Raw genomic sequence first — 15,277 nt, 5'->3', positions numbered from 1 at the left:
GAAGGACGTTCATACAGAATGCACTCTTACACTTCAATCGCGGTGGGCACGGACGGGTCTGCGACCTCCCTCATGGCGGTGCGGGTCGCCGCGAGCCTGGCCCGAGTCTACGGGGCCACCTTGACGGTGATCTGCGCGCACTATTCAGCGAGCGGCTCCATGCTCAACGCCACCAACGCGGAGCTGTCCAAGATCGACATTGTCAGCGACAGTGAGGCGAGGGACATCCTCGACTCCGCCCGCAAGATTGCCGAGGAGGAAGAGGCCCCGGAGGTCCGGCTGACGACCCGTGAGGGCCAGCCCGCCCAGGTGCTGTTGGAGGCCGCGCAGGAGTTTGGGGTGGACCTGCTGGTGGTGGGCAACAAGGGAATGCGCTCGTTGGCGGGCCGCTTTTTCGGTAACATCCCTGGTAACGTGGCTAAGAAAGCACCAGTCGACGTGATGCTCGTGGACACTCGTTCGCAGGGTCACGCCTAGCAGAATCTGGGTAAACTAGGTGACAGTTTTAGAGGGGCCAGCGTGCGTGTGCGCCTGTGAGCGCGCATGTGGCCCATGATGCAATGAAAGGTTAGTGATTGCCCATGGCCAACAGTTACGAAAAAATCGTTGTCGGCAGCGACGGCTCGAAGTCCTCGCTCCTCGCAGTTGAGCGCGCGGCGAAGATCGCCGCGGCCTTTGATTCCACCCTTATCATCGGCACCGCCTACTACGAGTCGGAGGATGAGGCCTCGAAGACGCTGCGGCAGGACTCTGTGACCATCCTCGGCGACGAGCAGGCCCGCTCCAACCTCGAGACGGCCGCCGAGCACGCCCGAAAGGCCGGCGCCGAGAAGGTGGAGACGGCCACCCGCCCGGGCACCCCGGTCGAGGCGCTCATGGCCATTGTGAACGACAATAGGGCCGACCTGCTCGTCGTGGGCAACCGCGGGATCAACTCCCTGACTGGTCGCCTGTTGGGCTCCGTGCCGGCCGACGTCGCCCGCCAGTCCGACTGCGACGTCATGATCGTCCACACCGTCAACTAGAGCTACATCGGTAGCTCGCCGATCACCGTCAGCGTCTGCGTGGCGCGGGTGACGGCGACGTAGAGGTCCTGCCAGCCCTGCGGCGAGGCCTCCACGATGGCCTCGGGCTCGACCACCACGACGTGGTCGTACTCGAGGCCTTTGTGCTGCGTGACGTTGTGCGCAGTGATCACCGCGGTGGTGCCGGGGCCCTCCGGCACCACGTTGGCCGGGTCGGTGCCCGCGGGCAGAAAAACGACCGGCTGCGCGGTCGACCGGATCGCCGTCGCCGGCCTCGCGGCCGGGTCGATCGCGGCAAGCACGGCGTTGGCGACCTCCATGATTTCCACCGGGGTGCGGTAGTTCACCGTCAGCGTGTGGGTGCGGAAGCGCCCGCCGACATAAGGGTCCAACGCAGCAGCCCAGTCGTCGGTGCCGGCCGGCGCGGATGTCTGCGCGGTGTCGCCGACAAGCGTCATCCAGCGAGACGGGCTGCGGTGAAACACCATGCGCCATTCCATCGGGGACAGCTCTTGCGCTTCGTCGACGATGACGTGGCCGTAGGCCCACGACGCGTCGGCGCGGGCCCGCTGCGCGGTCGAGCGTACGTCGGTTTCGCGTTGGCGCTGCGCCAACGCCTCCGCGTCGATGACGTCGCGGGCAGAAAGGATCTCGGCCTCGAACTGGTCGTCGTCATTGTCGGTCGCCTCCGAGGAGGCGAGGACGTCCAGCGCGTCTTCGGCCTCGGCCACGCGTTGGCGCCACTCCTGGCGTTCCCTCTCGCGTTCCTCCTCCGCGTCGGGGCGGCCGATGAGCTCGGTGAGCTCGTCGATGAGCGCCGTGTCCGAGGGCGCGAAGCCTGAGCCGGCCGGCCGGAAGAGAGCGTCGCGGGTGTAGTCGTCGTAGTCGCTCGCGACGTCGTCGATGACCGCGCGCGAGCTCAAAAGCCCCTCCAGGACGTCCGTGGGGTCCAGGGCGGGAAAGAAGGCGTCGATAAGCTGGGCGACCTGGGGCTCGTCCGCGAGGTCGTCGTGAAGCTGGTCAACGTCCGCCGTGGACAGCAAATTGGCGCCGCCGAGCGGGTCTTCGCCGATGCGCTGTGCCAACGCCTCGGCTAGGGACTGGGTGAGGGTCTCGGCGAAGACCTCCCGGGCCGCGTTGTGCGGCCTGCGCGATCGGCGCGCCCGGGTGCGCGCCGCCTTGACCATCGCGGGCGTGGCGGCGATGACAACCGAGCCGACAGTGACCTCGACTGGGGCGTCTGGCACGGACTGGTAGCGCTGCACGGCGCGTTTGAGAATGGTGGCCATCTCCTCGGAGCCTTTCACCTCGCGCGCTGCGAGCGGCTCCTCGGTGCGGGTCGGACGGAACCCCGGGACAAGCTCGGCGGCCGTGGTGAGCACCACGCCGGTCTCACCGAGCTCCGGCAGGACCCGAGAGATGTAGTCCAAAAACGTCGCGTTCGGGCCGATGATGAGGACGCCGGTGCGCGAGAGCTGCTTCCGCCACGTGTACAGGAGGTACGCCGCGCGGTGCAGGGCCACTGCGGTCTTACCTGTGCCCGGTCCGCCCTGCACCACGAGCACGCCGCGGGTGTCGTCGCGAATGATCTCGTCCTGCTCGCGCTGGATGGTCTCCACAATGGACTGCATGTGCCCGGTGCGCGCCTTGTTCATCGCCTCGCGCAACGCGGCCTCGTTGCCCACGTGGGCTCCGGGCCCGGCGGGGGCGTCGCCGGAGAGAGTTTCGTCGTCCACCGCCGTTACCGTGCGCCCCCGCATCCTGATGTTGCGCCGCGTGGTCACGCCTTCCGGGTGGGCGGTTGTCGCGAGGTAGTAGGGCCGCGCCATGGGGGCGCGCCAGTCCAGCAGGAGGGTGCGATAGTGGTCGCGGCGGTCGTCGATCCACATGCGCCCGATGTAGCGCCGGTCCAGCCGCGGCTCGCCCGGGACGGGGTTCTCGGCGTCGTCGTCCGCCACATCCATGCGCCCGAAGACGAGCCCGATCTCGGCGACCGCGAGATCGTCGAGCTTGGCGTTGAGGCCGTGATATTCGGTCTCACGGCGCACAAGCGCGTCCGCGTCGGGGTTGTCGGGGTCGACGTCGGCCTGCACGGCCTCGAGCTTCGCCCGCGCCTCGGCGACCTCCGCGTCCAGGTGTTCAAAGAGCCTGTCCGCGTAAGCCTGCTCGTGCTTTCGCGCGTTGGGGTCGGTCGGGTTCACTACCCGCACACCTCCTGGTTGTGCTCCGGGTGTTTTGCTGGGGGAGGGATGATCCTAGCAGCACGACACCCCGCCGCCCTCACGGCGAGGGAGGCGGGGTGCGCGGCGTGTGAGAGGTTTAGCTCAGCTTCTTCTGGGCCTTCTTCACGGCCTTCTGAGCGTCCTTCTCGGCCTGCTTCGCCTTCTTCTTCCACTTGCGCTGCTGGCGCTTGGAGGGGGCGGCGTCGAGGTTGTCGAACGCGTCTTGCAGCGTATCGACGGCATCCTGGGCGCGGCCTTTGAACTTGGAGGTCGCCTTGTTCACCTTACGCTTGGCCTTCAGCTTGTCCACCGGGCCGGGCTGAATGTCATCGAGGGTGTCCTGCAGGTTGCTCACGAGGGCGTTGACCTTCTTCTCCGGCTGCAGCTCCTTGTAGAGGCTTTCGGCCTGGTCAGTCGCCTTGTCAACGAAGTTCGAGGTCTGCTCCTTGGCGTCCTGGAAGAGGGTGGAAGCCGTCTCCTTCCAGTCGTCCTTGTTCTCGTCCACGTACGAGGTAACCTGGTCGGCTCGGTCGGAGATCCAGTCGCCGGCCTTGCTCAGGGCCGATTCGGTCTCGGACTGGGTCGGCAGGGCCTGCTGCACGTTCTTCTTCGCCTGCTTGGCGGCGTTCTGGGCGCGCCACTGAAGGTTCGGCTTGCCATCGGTGTCAACGGTGGCGATGAGAACGCCGCCAAGCAGCGCGACGTCGGTCAGGGCGCCGGTCCGGCGGCGTGCCTTCTCCTGCTCGTCGTCCGCCTCCCAGAAAGCATTGCGGCCCAGCAGGGAGGGAACCGCGGTCGCGGCCAGCAGAGCGGCCGACGTCCGCGGGAGCTTGCCCAGGGCGAAGAGGGTGCCAGCGCCGGCCTTAACGCCACCCACCGTTAGGGCCGCGGTGTTCGGGTCGGAGGGGACGAAGGCACGGACATTGCTCGGCACCGCGGAACGGACCTTCTTCAGCACCGTCTGCGCGTTATCGCGGTGAGCAGAGGGGTTGAGAAGAATCCCCACACCGTCGGCGACGTACACCGACGCGAGCATAGGCCGTGCAAACTTGCGGATCATCAGTCAGATTCCTTTTCTTTTACCTATCGGATGTTCTCTTTCCACTCTAGCCAGATGTGGGGAGAGCGTGCCACGATTTTTTGCCGCGCTGCTACCAGCGCCGCTCCCACCACTCGCCGAGTTTCGGGCGTTCTTCCCCGAGCGTCGTGGGCTCCCCGTGGCCCGGGCGGACGATGGCGCTGTCGGGGTAGGTGTCAAAAATCCTGGTGGTGACGTCCCGGAACAGACGCACGAAGGAACCTTCCGAGTCCGTCTTGCCCAGACCGCCGGGGAAGAGGGAATCGCCAATAAAAAGGTTGATCACGCCGTCAATCTCGGCGACAAGGCACACCCCGCCCGGGGTGTGGCCCCGCAGGATGTGGACGGGGAAGGCGTGGCCAGCGAAATCCACGGTGTCGCCCTCGTGCAGCTCCCTGTCCACGAGAGCGGGCACTGCGGGTGCGTCGAGGTACGACGCCCAGTGCGTCGCACCGGTGGCCTCGAGCACGTCCGTCAGCGCGCCGACGTGGTCGTGGTGGCGGTGCGTGGTGAGGACGTCGGTGACCTCCACGCCGGCGTTGGTGGCCATGCGGAGGAGGGCCGGGGCGTCTGCGGCGGCGTCGATAAGCAGGCCCTTGCCCTCGGATGCGAGCAGGTAGCAGTTGTTGTCCATCTCGGAAACGGAGATGCTGTGCAGGCTCAAGTTCGAGATCATGGCTGCCAGCGTAGCCGTCGCTGAAATACCCGGGCCGTCACGCGCGTTGGTAAGTTCGTTACCGGCCGGTGACGTGGCCGGAAAATTTGGGAGAGCGAAGCGGAGGACGGAAACAAACGTGGCTGATCGGCTCACTGTGCGCGGCGCGCGCGAACACAACCTCAAGGGCGTGGACGTGGAGCTGCCCCGCGACGCGATGGTCGTGTTCACCGGCCTGTCCGGGTCGGGCAAATCCTCCCTCGCCTTCGACACCATCTTCGCCGAGGGGCAGCGCCGCTACGTCGAGTCCCTTTCCTCGTACGCGCGCATGTTCCTCGGGCAGATGGACAAGCCGGACGTCGACTACATCGACGGGTTATCCCCCGCGGTGTCCATCGACCAGAAGTCGACCAACCGCAACCCTCGCTCGACGGTGGGTACCATCACGGAGATCTACGACTACCTGCGCCTGCTCTACTCCCGCGCCGGCACGCCGCACTGCCCCGTGTGCGACGCGGTGATCGAGCGCCAGACCCCGCAGCAGATCGTCGACCAGGTCATGGAGTACGAGGAGCGTACGAAGTTCCAAGTGCTCGCTCCCGTGGTGCGGGGGCGTAAGGGAGAGTTCGCGGACCTGTTTTCGGACCTCGCGGCGCAGGGCTACTCCCGCGTGACCGTCGACGGGGAGACCTACCAGCTTTCGCAGCCCCCCACGCTTGAAAAGCAGGTCAAGCACACGATCGACGTTGTCGTGGACCGGCTTCAGGTCAAGGAGAGCCAGAAGCAGCGCCTCACCGACTCTGTCGAGACCGCGTTGAAGCTCGCCGACGGCCTCGTAGGTTTCGAGTTTGTCGACCTCGACGCCGACGACCCGGCGCGCACCCGAACGTTCTCCGAGAAGATGGCGTGCCCCAACGGGCACCCCCTCGGCGTGGAGGAGTACGAGCCGCGCGCCTTCTCCTTCAACTCGCCCTTCGGCGCCTGCCCCGCCTGCGACGGCCTCGGCGTGCGCACGGAAATCGACACCGAGCTGGTCATCCCCGACCCGGACGCCCCGGCGGTCGACGCGTTCCAGCCCTGGAACTCGAGCCCGAACAAGCGCTACTTTGTTAAGCTCATCGAGGCACTCGCGGCGGAGGAGGGCTTTGATGCCCACGCACCCTTCTCATCGCTGACCAAGACACAGCAAAAACACTTGGTCAGGGGGTCGAAAACGAAGGTGAATGTGCGCTACAAGAACCGCTACGGCCGCCAGCGTACGTTCGACGCCGCGTACGAGGGCGTGATCGGTTACCTCGAGCGCAAGATGGAGCAGGCGGAGTCCGACGCGCAGAAGGAGCGTCTGCTTGCGTACACCCGCGAGATCCCGTGCCCGACGTGCGAGGGCTCGCGCCTCAAGCCCGCAATCCTCGCGGTGCGGCTGGCGTCAACCACGCACGGAGAGAAGTCCATCGCCGGGCTCACCGAGCTTTCCGTGGAGGACGCGTCCGAGTACCTCGACAACCTCGTGCTCGGTTACCGCGAAGAGATGATCGCCGGCGCCGTGCTGCGCGAGATCCAGGCCCGCCTGCGCTTCCTCCTCGACGTCGGCCTGAATTACCTCACGCTCTCGCGTTCCGCCGGGACGCTGTCCGGCGGGGAGGCGCAGCGCATTCGCCTGGCGACGCAGATCGGCTCCGGCCTCGCCGGGGTGCTCTACGTGCTCGACGAGCCTTCCATCGGGCTGCACCAGCGTGACAACCAGCGCCTCATCGCCACTCTGAAGAAGTTGCGCGACCTGGGCAACACCCTCGTCGTGGTGGAGCACGACGAGGACACCATCAAGGCTGCGGACTGGATGGTGGACGTCGGCCCGCTGGCCGGCGAGTACGGCGGCGAGATCGTCTACCAGGGCGAGCCCGCCGGGATCCTCGAAGCGGAGAACTCTCTTACCGGCGACTACCTGGCGGGACGCAAGGAGATCGCGGTCCCCGAAACGCGCCGCCCGGTGGACTCCGAGCGCGTACTCAGTATCGAGGGTGCGCGCGAGAACAACCTCAACAACGTCAGCGTTGACATCCCCCTGGGAGTTCTGGTCACGGTGACCGGCGTGTCCGGCTCGGGCAAGTCGACCATGGTGAACGAGATCCTGGCCAAGACGCTGCAGAACCGCCTCAACGGCGCGCGCCAGGTGCCGGGGCGCGTGAAGAAGGTCGGGGGCCTCGAGCACTTGGACAAGTTGGTGCAGGTGGACCAGTCGCCGATCGGACGCACGCCCCGCTCCAACCCGGCGACCTACACCGGCGTCTTTGACAAGATCCGGAACCTGTTCGCCGAGACACAGGAAGCGAAGGTGCGCGGGTACAAGGCCGGGCGCTTTTCGTTCAACGTCAAGGGCGGGCGCTGCGAAGCCTGCCGGGGCGACGGCACGATCAAGATTGAAATGAACTTCCTGCCCGACGTCTATGTGCCCTGCGAGGTCTGCAACGGCGCGCGCTATAACCGGGAGACCTTGGAGGTGCGTTACAAGGGCAAGAACATCGCCGAGGTCCTTGACATGCCGATCTCGGAGGCAGCCGAGTTCTTCGAGCCCATCACGTCGATCCACCGGTACTTGAGCACGCTTGTCGACGTCGGGCTCGGCTACGTTCGCCTCGGCCAGTCCGCGACCACGCTCTCTGGAGGGGAGGCCCAACGCGTCAAGCTCGCAGCCGAGCTGCAAAAGCGCTCGAACGGGCGGACCATCTACATCCTCGACGAGCCGACGACTGGGCTGCACTTCGAGGACATCCGCAAGCTCATGCTCGTGCTCAACGGCCTGGTAGAGAAGGGCAACTCCGTGCTCGTCATCGAGCACAACCTCGACGTGATCAAGTCTGCTGACTGGGTTATCGACATGGGCCCGGAAGGCGGGTCGGGCGGCGGCACCGTCGTCGCGCAGGGCACCCCGGAGGACGTCGCCCGCACGGATGGCTCCTTTACCGGCCAGTTCCTGCGGGAGATTCTGGGCTAGCCGCGGCGCTAGTTTCGGCCCCGTCGTCGCCATCGCGGTCGGCGTGGGTGCCCGGTTCATCGTGGGAGCCTCGCGACCGCGCCACGGCGACGGCCAGCAGGATCGCGCCGCAGAGCAGGAAGACGACGACGCGCGTCGGCTCGCTGCTCGCGCGGAGGTCAAAGAGCACGAGCTTGAAAGCGGCTGCGATGGCCACGGCGGCCGCGAGCCCGGCGGTGCCCGCGCCAAGGGTGCGCGCGCGGGGCACAAGGAGAAGCGCCGAGGCCGCGAGGATCCACGCGATCGACGCGGCCGCCTGCCCGACCCAGAAGCCGAGACGGTGGTCGGCGCCGGGAACAGCGGCGACGAGGGCCATGATGGGCCACACGATGACGTTGAGGGTCAACAGAGCCACGGCGGCGCCGCACACGACGCGGGCTACCGAGTCAAGGCGGCGGAAGAGGCCACGGTGATAGGCGCAAGCAGCGAGAAAGACCGCGGTAATGCCGGCGTCGTTGAGCGCGGTGGTTGTCAGTGCCGGCGGGAGGGGAGACGCCGGGATCCCCATGATGACGAGGAACACCAGAACCCACGAGATACACATCGCTGAAAGTGCGCCGGGTGAGGGCCGTACAGCGGGGCGTATCGTTCGCGCGAGGAGTCCGAGGCCGAAGAAGACAGCGACGTAGGCGAGCATCAAAGGGGTGCTCACCGAGAGCGAGATGGCGCCGTCGAGGGCGTTGTGGAGGTAGATCGCGGCCGCGAACCCGATGGGGACCAGGCCGATCCACCAGTGGCCAGCGGGCGGGCGGCGAAGCGTCAGGGCAGCGGCAGCGGCTGCACCGATGACGGGAAACCAGACAAGGGCTGCAGAGTGGACGGTGAACTGGGCGCTAGCGAAGCCAATCAACGGGAAGAGCACCAGCGCAAGCAGCTGGGAGGCGGGGTTGATCGACCACGCCGGGCGCAGCGCGATGAGGGCGACCACGACCACCGTGATGGCGATACCGAGGGCACCGTAGAGGGCGGTCTCGTCGCCGTTGTTCGTGGAGGTCCACAACGAAAACACGACGGCCGCGGTGGCTGCTGCCGAGCCGAAGGCCGGCGTTGCTTTCGCGAACGGGCGGCGCCACGCATCCACGCTCAGCACGCTCAGGGGCGCGGCGAAGGCGAGGAGAGACGCCGCCATGTCGGCGACGTGGAAGGGAAAGTGGTAAAAGACGAAGGCGACGAGCATGACGTTGACAAGCACGGAGCTGCGTTGAAGTACCGCGAGAGCGAGAAACGCCAGCCAGATCACGAGGTGGGCAACCGCGGTCGGGGTCGGAGAGGTGAGCGAGGAGATGGTGGAGCTCGAGTAGAAGAGCACAGCGATTGCCGTGAGGAAGGACGTGCCGTAAAGGGCGCTGACGCCCACGGACGGGCCGCGCCGCTGTTGCGTTACTACGCCCCCCGCTGCGAGCCCCACAGACACCACCGCGCCGAGCACGGAAATCCCGACCGTCCCCAGGTAGTCGTTCTGGTACGCCCACACCACTGCCAAGATGACGCCAGTGAGCGTGATCGCGGTGCCGAGCACGGCGACGGTGCGCACCGCGCGCTGCTCGGCGGAAAGGCGACGGAGCTGGGGAGCAGGCGTGGGGGCGGGGGCCGCTGCGGGGTTAGGCGCCGCCGACTGTGGTGGCTCCGCTAGCTCCGAAGCGAGCTGGTGACGCAGGCGGGCGATGAGCCTTTCCGTCTTAGCGTGCTCCTGCTCCAAGACAGCGAGCTGGCGGCGCACCTCGGCGTTCAACTCTGGGGGCGTCGCGTTCGGCATTTCTTCACCTCGGCATCATGGGCGCGTGCGTATCCGACCTTGAGGCTGAAGAGTAGTCAAAGTCACACTCGGAGGCGAGGGGTTGAGACTTAGTACTGGGCGTTGAGCACACGGACGACGAGGTTAAGCCGCGAGGTCGCCCCGAACTGCACCATGATGCTGGAGACGTACTTTTTGATGGTCGATTCGGAGTACGAAAGCTGGGCGGCCATTTCCGCGTTGGACAGCCCTTGGCACAGCAGCACGAGGACCTTCTTTTCGGAGTCGGTGAGCGTCTGTAGCTTCATCGCCTCGGCAATCGGATCCACGCGGCGGGGCGTGCGGGGATCCTCGCGCAGGTAGCTGATGAGCCGCGCCATGGCCTGCGGGGACACGACCATGCCTCCGCCGACGGCGGCGCGGACGGCGTCGATAAGCACGTGCGGCCTCTCGCTTTTGAGCACGTAGCCTGCGCCGCCGCCCCGAAGGATGCGCACCATCGTGCGGTCCGAGTCGAAGGCGGTGACCGCAAGAAAGATCGGGCGGCGGGGCCGGGCATTGATCCGTTCGAGCAGTGTCGGGCCGTCCATCGTCGGCATGTGAATGTCGGCGAGGACGACGTCGACGTGGTGTAGGTCGAGCTGGCGCAGCGCTTCCGCCCCGTCCGCGGCGTCGGCGACGATACGGATGTCCTCCGTCGTGGCAAAGTACTGGCGGAAAGAGCTTATGACCAGCGGGTTATCATCGACAAGAAGGGCATCGATGCGGGGACTCATGCGTAACGGGAGTTGTTAGGGCACCACGGACGCGTGGGGTAGTACCTGCAGGACAAGATCTCCACCATCGCGGAGTACGGGGTGATCGTGGGTGCCGCGGACGGGGCTGGCGAGCCCTGCGTGGGGGCGACAGCGTGAGCGGCCGGGGCCAGGGTCACAGTGAGGGCGGCGGCTGCTGCCGCCGCGCGGGCCTTTGGTGCCTTCATGTCATCATCCTTTCTGTGAGCGCGAACGTCGGCTATTGTCCTCCGGTCGCGCCGATTTCGCTTCCTTCGCGGGAAAGTGTGGTACGAAAGTCTCCACCCGCAGCGGGGGATGCGCCGTACAAAGCGTGGGCGGGAAGGTCGAACTCGGCGGCCCACCGGCGTCCCTTTGGCCGCGCTTTCCAGCGCCCGCCGTGCCTTTCGACGACCCTTCTCGCCTCTTCCAGCCCGAGCCCGCTGGTCAGGTGGGGGGACGCGGTGGCGGGGCCACGGCTGTCGCTGAGCTCGTTGGTGACCGAGCAATGTAGCCCGCGGCGCGAGTGCGACACCCTCAGCTCGACAGAAGTGCCGGGCGCTGCATACTTGATGGCGTTGGTGGCGAGCTCAGTGAAGACGTGCTCGAAACCGGCGGGGAAGGCGTAGGAGCATACGGAGGCACGCGCGTCGACGCGCACGTCGAATCCGTGGCTGCGCAGCAGGCGAGCCGTCACGCTGATCTGCTCTCCGACCGTGCGCTCGATGGTGGTGTCCTCGGCGTGGGCGTCCTCGCGCACGACCTGAAGCAAGTGGCGGATCTCCTGCATCGCCTGCCGGGTTTCGTCCGCGATGAGCTCGAGGGTGCGCCGTTGCTCGGAGTCGGACGGGGACGTCAGGCCTAGCGTCTCGGCGCGCATGACCACGGAGGTCAGCGTGGTGGCCACAGAGTCGTGGAGCGCGCGAGTGAGTTCCTCGCGGCGTCGCTCCATCTCGTCTTCGAGCCGCCTTTGGTTCTCCGCAGCGATGAGACGTTGGCGGCGGAAGAAGCAGCCGATCCAGAACGCGGTGGCGAGCGCGGCGATGTAGATGAGCGTTCCGGTGACGTCGTACGGCACCAGCCGGCCATTGAACGGGCTGGTCACGCTGATGTAGCCCAAAATCAGGGCGTAGGCGATAGACCAGCGCGGGCGCCCTGAGTAGGCGGCCACCGCGACGAGCGCGGGGGCGGAGAAAAGGAGAATGGCGCTGCGCAGCGACTCGTCCGCGGATCCCACGAGGAACAACATCACCAGCGCGGCTCCCGCCGCCACGGGCCAGCGCTGCGACAACGAGACGACGACCACGGCGATGACGTCGACGACGAGCGAGGAAAGATCGACCGGAGGAAACGCCAGAGTGGCGACGACGGCGAGGGCGCCGAAGGCGGCGATCTTCCAGTTGATGGCAGGCGGGTAGTCAGGGTGGGGCCGCGGAGTGGACCGGGTAGTGGACCTAGGCTGGCCTGTAAACTGCACGGGAAAAGGGTAGCGCCCCCGGGGAGAAAAACCCAGAGGCATGCACCGGTTTGGATGCAGCTGCCCGCTGTGGTAGCATAACCGTTACTACCGCCCGTGCGCCCTCGTGGAGCGCGGGCCACAAGTGGAGTTTCTCCCACCCCACGCCGCCTGCCATTTGACGTGGCACGGAAGGCTACGGGTCGAAGGTACGGTTCTCCTTAGCGTGAGCTGTACTCGGAAGGACTCCCGTGGCGCGTGTAGCGCCGCGGGATTTTTGCGTGGGTGAGCTCGACAAGAGTGGTTCGGTAGCGTCCGACATTGTTTCTCACGTCTTTAGGAGTTCTCATCAGCGCTGAAGCTCGGATTAATGAACGCATCCGCGTTCCCGAAGTTCGTCTCGTCGGTCCCTCCGGCGAGCAGGTAGGCATCGTCCGCACGGACGACGCCCGCAAGTTGGCATACGAAGCTGACCTCGATCTCGTCGAGGTTGCTCCCAAGGCCAAGCCGCCCGTGGCCAAGATCATGGACTACGGCAAGTACAAGTACGAGCAGGACCAGAAGGCCCGCGAGGCGCGCAAGAACCAGCAGCAGACTGTGGTGAAGGAACAGAAGTTCCGCCCCAAGATTGATGAGCACGACTACCAGACAAAGAAGGGCAACGTCGAGCGCTTCCTGGAAAAGGGTAACAAGGTCAAGGTCACGATCATGTTCCGCGGCCGCGAGCAGTCGCGCCCCGAGCTCGGCTACCGCCTGCTGGAGCGGCTCGCCGACGACATCGGCGAACTCGGCGTCGTCGAGTCCCGCCCGAAGCAGGACGGCCGCAACATGACCATGGTCTTCGGGCCGGCCCGCAAGGGCAAGAAGTAGTACACGTTTCAACTCTGAAGGGCTTTCACCATGAAGCAGAAGACCCACAAGGGCACCGCTAAGCGCATCAAGGTCAACGGTAAGGGCAAACTGCGCCGCGAGCAGGCCGGCAAGCGCCACCTGAACGAGAAGCTGTCCTCGAAGCGCCGCCGCAAGCTGTCTGGCACCACCGACGTCGCGCGCGCTGACGTCAAGCGCGCAAAGCGCCTCCTCGGCATGTCCTAAGCACTGCCCGAGTTCAACAACCGCACCGTCTCGACACACCAGATAAGGAAGTATGACTCATGGCACGTGTTAAGCGTTCAGTCAACGCCAAGAAGAAGCGTCGCGCGATCCTGAAGTCCGCGAAGGGCTACCGTGGACAGCGTTCCCGCCTGTACCGCAAGGCCAAGGAGCAGTGGCTGCACTCCCAGACCTACGCGTACCGCGACCGCCGCCAGCGCAAGAACGATTTCCGCAAGCTGTGGATCCAGCGTATCAACGCCGCCGCTCGCATGAACGACATCACCTACAACCGCCTCATCCACGGCCTCAAGCTGGCCGAGGTCGAGGTCGACCGCAAGATCCTCGCCGAGCTTGCCGTCAACGACTTCGCCGCGTTCTCCGCGATCTGCGAGATTGCCAAGAACGCCCTGCCCGAGGACGTCAACGCCCCGAAGGCCGCCTAAACATCTGCTTCACGACGCCCGCCCAGCCCCACCCCGACAGTGGCGCCGGGCGGGTTTCGCGTGTTTCGAGAGGTCCCCGGTACGCTGTGGTGCCATGGCCCTCGATTTCTCCGAACCCTTCACGGAACGCACGCCTCGGATCGTCAACGCGGCGAAGCTGCACAGGGCGCAGGGGCGTCGTAAAGCGGGCCGATTCCTGGCGGAGGGGGCGAACTCGGTGGAGGCGGCGGTGGCCACGGGCGCGGCGACGGACGTGTTCGTTACCGAGCGCGCGGCCGACGAGTTCGCGGAGATCGTCACCACGGCCGGATACATGAACGTGTTCACGCACGCGATCACGGACAAGGCGGCGGCCCACCTGTCCGACACCGTGCACACCACGGGTATTTTCGCCGTGTGTTCGCCAGTGCTGTGGTCCCTCGGCGCGGTAACCAAGGGGCGGCCCCGCTTCGTCGCCGTGGGGGTGGAGACGAACGACCCCGGCAATGCCGGAACCCTGATCCGCATCGCGGACGTGTGCGGGGCGGACGCGGTGATCTTCGCGGGCGACTCCGTCGACCCGGAGTCGGGCAAAGTGGTGCGCTCGTCTGCGGGGTCGCTCTTCCATGTGCCCGTGGTGCGCGAGCGCAATATTGCGGATGCGGTCGGACAGCTGCGCGCCGCAGGGCTGTCCATCGCCGCGACGACGATGGACGGGGAGGTGTCGTTGGCGCGGGCGGGGGATCACCTCACCCGGCCCACCGCGTGGCTGTTCGGCAACGAGGCGCACGGCCTGCCGAAAGAGCTCATCGAGTCGGCTGACTACCGTGTCTCCATCCCCATCCGGGGCAGCGCGGAATCGCTGAACATGGCCACGGCGGCCGCGATGTGCATGTGGGAATCCTCAAAGGCGCTGCACGGGGACGCTGCCTTGGAGGATTCGCGGGGGTCTTAGTTGGTGGGCGGCTGCTGGGGAGTGCCGCCCATCTGGGGCATCCCGTCGCCGCCGGGGGCGCCGCTGGGCATACCGTCGGCGCCGGGCATGTTGCCGCCACTGTTGGGCGTGGTGGTGTCGATCGGGACGTCGATGTCGAACTCTCAGCCGGACTGGGTGTTACCCGACACGGTGGGCAGCTGCTGCTCCCACCCGTCGGAGAAGACGCTGTCGGTGTCCAGGCTGACCTTGTCCAGGTTGGTGGTGGGCTTGCCGTAGTCACCCGTGGCGTAGACCGCGGTTGCGACCTCCTCCGGCGCGGCAATCTGCGAGGTGAAAATGGCCTTCGTGGAGTCCGTGATGTCGTCGATGGAGGAGAGCACCTCGAAGTGGACGTGCGGCCAGCGCCCGTCGCAGCGGCCGGGGACGATGGTGGTGAACTCGACGCCGCGCAGGTAGGTTTCGTCCTCCTAGCCGGTCGAGTACCTCGAGTACTCGCCCTCGGCGGTGCAGTGCCAGATGTCGACGGAGGCGCCGGACATCGGTGCGCGGGAGTTAACCATGACAATGATGCTCACTCTCACCCTTAGCGGGATCCCGCTGCCGGTGACGCCGCCGCCGATGGAGCCGCGGATGTTCCGGCGCTCTACCCCTGCTTTTACTTTCTTCAACACGTCTGGGCCGTTCGACCGGTTGCCTGGATAGGGACTCGCAGTGACTGTCTTCATGTCCGTCAGCGGCGCCGGCGAGCTGGTGGCGTGTGATGGGGACGTCAATGCGGACGTGGGTGCGTCCGGTGGGCAGGCGGCAGGTGTGAGGGAGCCGGCGCCGACGCTGAGCTCCTCGAGGAA

The 15,277-nt window shown here is 66.3% G+C and carries 16 protein-coding genes; 7 read left to right on the top strand and 9 right to left on the bottom strand.

Going from position 1 to position 15,277, the window contains the following annotated elements; all coding sequences use genetic code 11:
* The first annotated feature begins 18 nt into the window (after window positions 1-18).
* Both BLT81_RS05060 and BLT81_RS05055 read left to right on the top strand, forming a co-directional pair.
* Complete coding sequence (locus tag BLT81_RS05060; protein WP_019194917.1) at window positions 19-477, top strand: universal stress protein; 459 nt, start codon at window positions 19-21, stop codon at window positions 475-477.
* 104 nt (window positions 478-581) lie between these two features.
* Window positions 582-1,025, top strand: a complete 444-nt coding sequence (locus BLT81_RS05055) for a universal stress protein (protein WP_019194916.1) — start codon at window positions 582-584, stop codon at window positions 1,023-1,025.
* A 2-nt stretch (window positions 1,026-1,027) separates the two neighbouring features.
* Here BLT81_RS05055 and BLT81_RS05050 read toward each other — a convergent pair whose 3' ends face one another.
* From BLT81_RS05050 to BLT81_RS05040, 3 genes are all read right to left on the bottom strand, one after another.
* Entirely contained in the window at window positions 1,028-3,226 is a 2,199-nt protein-coding gene (locus BLT81_RS05050) for a HelD family protein (protein ID WP_019194915.1), read from the bottom strand.
* 118 nt (window positions 3,227-3,344) lie between these two features.
* On the bottom strand, window positions 3,345-4,307 hold the full coding sequence (locus BLT81_RS05045; protein WP_040421772.1) for a DoxX family membrane protein: 963 nt from the start codon (window positions 4,305-4,307) through the stop codon (window positions 3,345-3,347).
* Between the two features lie 91 nt (window positions 4,308-4,398).
* Entirely contained in the window at window positions 4,399-5,001 is a 603-nt protein-coding gene (locus tag BLT81_RS05040) for an MBL fold metallo-hydrolase (RefSeq protein WP_019194913.1), read from the bottom strand.
* A gap of 118 nt (window positions 5,002-5,119) precedes the next feature.
* Here BLT81_RS05040 and uvrA point away from each other — a divergent pair, with 118 nt between their 5' ends.
* Complete coding sequence (gene uvrA / locus BLT81_RS05035) at window positions 5,120-7,972, top strand: excinuclease ABC subunit UvrA (protein WP_019194912.1); 2,853 nt, start codon at window positions 5,120-5,122, stop codon at window positions 7,970-7,972.
* Here the strand turns inward: uvrA and BLT81_RS05030 are convergent.
* From BLT81_RS05030 to BLT81_RS05020, 4 genes are all read right to left on the bottom strand, one after another.
* Entirely contained in the window at window positions 7,938-9,767 is a 1,830-nt protein-coding gene (locus BLT81_RS05030; protein ID WP_019194911.1) for a hypothetical protein, read from the bottom strand. The two genes, uvrA and BLT81_RS05030, sit on opposite strands and share 35 nt — an antisense overlap.
* Window positions 9,768-9,856: 89 nt before the next feature.
* On the bottom strand, window positions 9,857-10,522 hold the full coding sequence (locus BLT81_RS05025) for a response regulator (protein WP_019194910.1): 666 nt from the start codon (window positions 10,520-10,522) through the stop codon (window positions 9,857-9,859).
* Window positions 10,519-10,728 (bottom strand): hypothetical protein, encoded by a 210-nt coding sequence (locus BLT81_RS12590; RefSeq protein WP_155860882.1) that lies wholly within the window; start codon window positions 10,726-10,728, stop codon window positions 10,519-10,521. Before BLT81_RS12590 ends, BLT81_RS05025 begins: the two co-directional genes overlap by 4 nt.
* 32 nt (window positions 10,729-10,760) lie before the next feature.
* The gene (locus BLT81_RS05020) at window positions 10,761-11,996 is read right to left on the bottom strand and encodes a sensor histidine kinase (RefSeq protein ID WP_019194909.1); all 1,236 of its coding nucleotides are present in this window, start codon (window positions 11,994-11,996) and stop codon (window positions 10,761-10,763) included.
* Window positions 11,997-12,296: 300 nt separating this feature from the next.
* Between BLT81_RS05020 and infC the strand changes: the two genes are divergently transcribed.
* The 4 genes from infC to BLT81_RS05000 all read left to right on the top strand — a co-directional run bounded on the left by infC (window position 12,297) and on the right by BLT81_RS05000 (window position 14,447).
* Entirely contained in the window at window positions 12,297-12,845 is a 549-nt protein-coding gene (infC, locus tag BLT81_RS05015; protein WP_081583001.1) for a translation initiation factor IF-3, read from the top strand.
* 30 nt (window positions 12,846-12,875) lie between these two features.
* A complete protein-coding gene (gene rpmI / locus BLT81_RS05010) occupies window positions 12,876-13,070 on the top strand; it encodes a 50S ribosomal protein L35 (protein ID WP_019194907.1) in 195 nt (64 codons plus the stop codon).
* A gap of 59 nt (window positions 13,071-13,129) precedes the next feature.
* Window positions 13,130-13,513, top strand: a complete 384-nt coding sequence (rplT, locus tag BLT81_RS05005) for a 50S ribosomal protein L20 (RefSeq protein WP_019194906.1) — start codon at window positions 13,130-13,132, stop codon at window positions 13,511-13,513.
* A gap of 94 nt (window positions 13,514-13,607) precedes the next feature.
* A complete protein-coding gene (locus tag BLT81_RS05000; protein WP_019194905.1) occupies window positions 13,608-14,447 on the top strand; it encodes a TrmH family RNA methyltransferase in 840 nt (279 codons plus the stop codon).
* Between the two features lie 143 nt (window positions 14,448-14,590).
* Here the strand turns inward: BLT81_RS05000 and BLT81_RS04995 are convergent, their stop codons facing one another.
* Together BLT81_RS04995 and BLT81_RS12585 are read right to left on the bottom strand one after the other, a co-directional pair.
* Entirely contained in the window at window positions 14,591-14,809 is a 219-nt protein-coding gene (locus BLT81_RS04995; RefSeq protein ID WP_019194904.1) for a peptidase associated/transthyretin-like domain-containing protein, read from the bottom strand.
* A gap of 87 nt (window positions 14,810-14,896) precedes the next feature.
* Window positions 14,897-15,100 carry a peptidase associated/transthyretin-like domain-containing protein gene (locus BLT81_RS12585; RefSeq protein ID WP_155860881.1) on the bottom strand — a complete coding sequence of 68 codons (204 nt, stop codon included), beginning with the start codon at window positions 15,098-15,100 and terminating at the stop codon, window positions 14,897-14,899.
* Window positions 15,101-15,277: the final 177 nt, after the last annotated feature.

Origin of the sequence: Corynebacterium timonense (assembly GCF_900105305.1) — a bacterium.
Taxonomy (GTDB): domain Bacteria; phylum Actinomycetota; class Actinomycetes; order Mycobacteriales; family Mycobacteriaceae; genus Corynebacterium; species Corynebacterium timonense.
The sequence above is the reverse complement of the archived record's forward strand: the minus strand, read 5'-3'. Positions and strand labels throughout refer to the sequence as shown.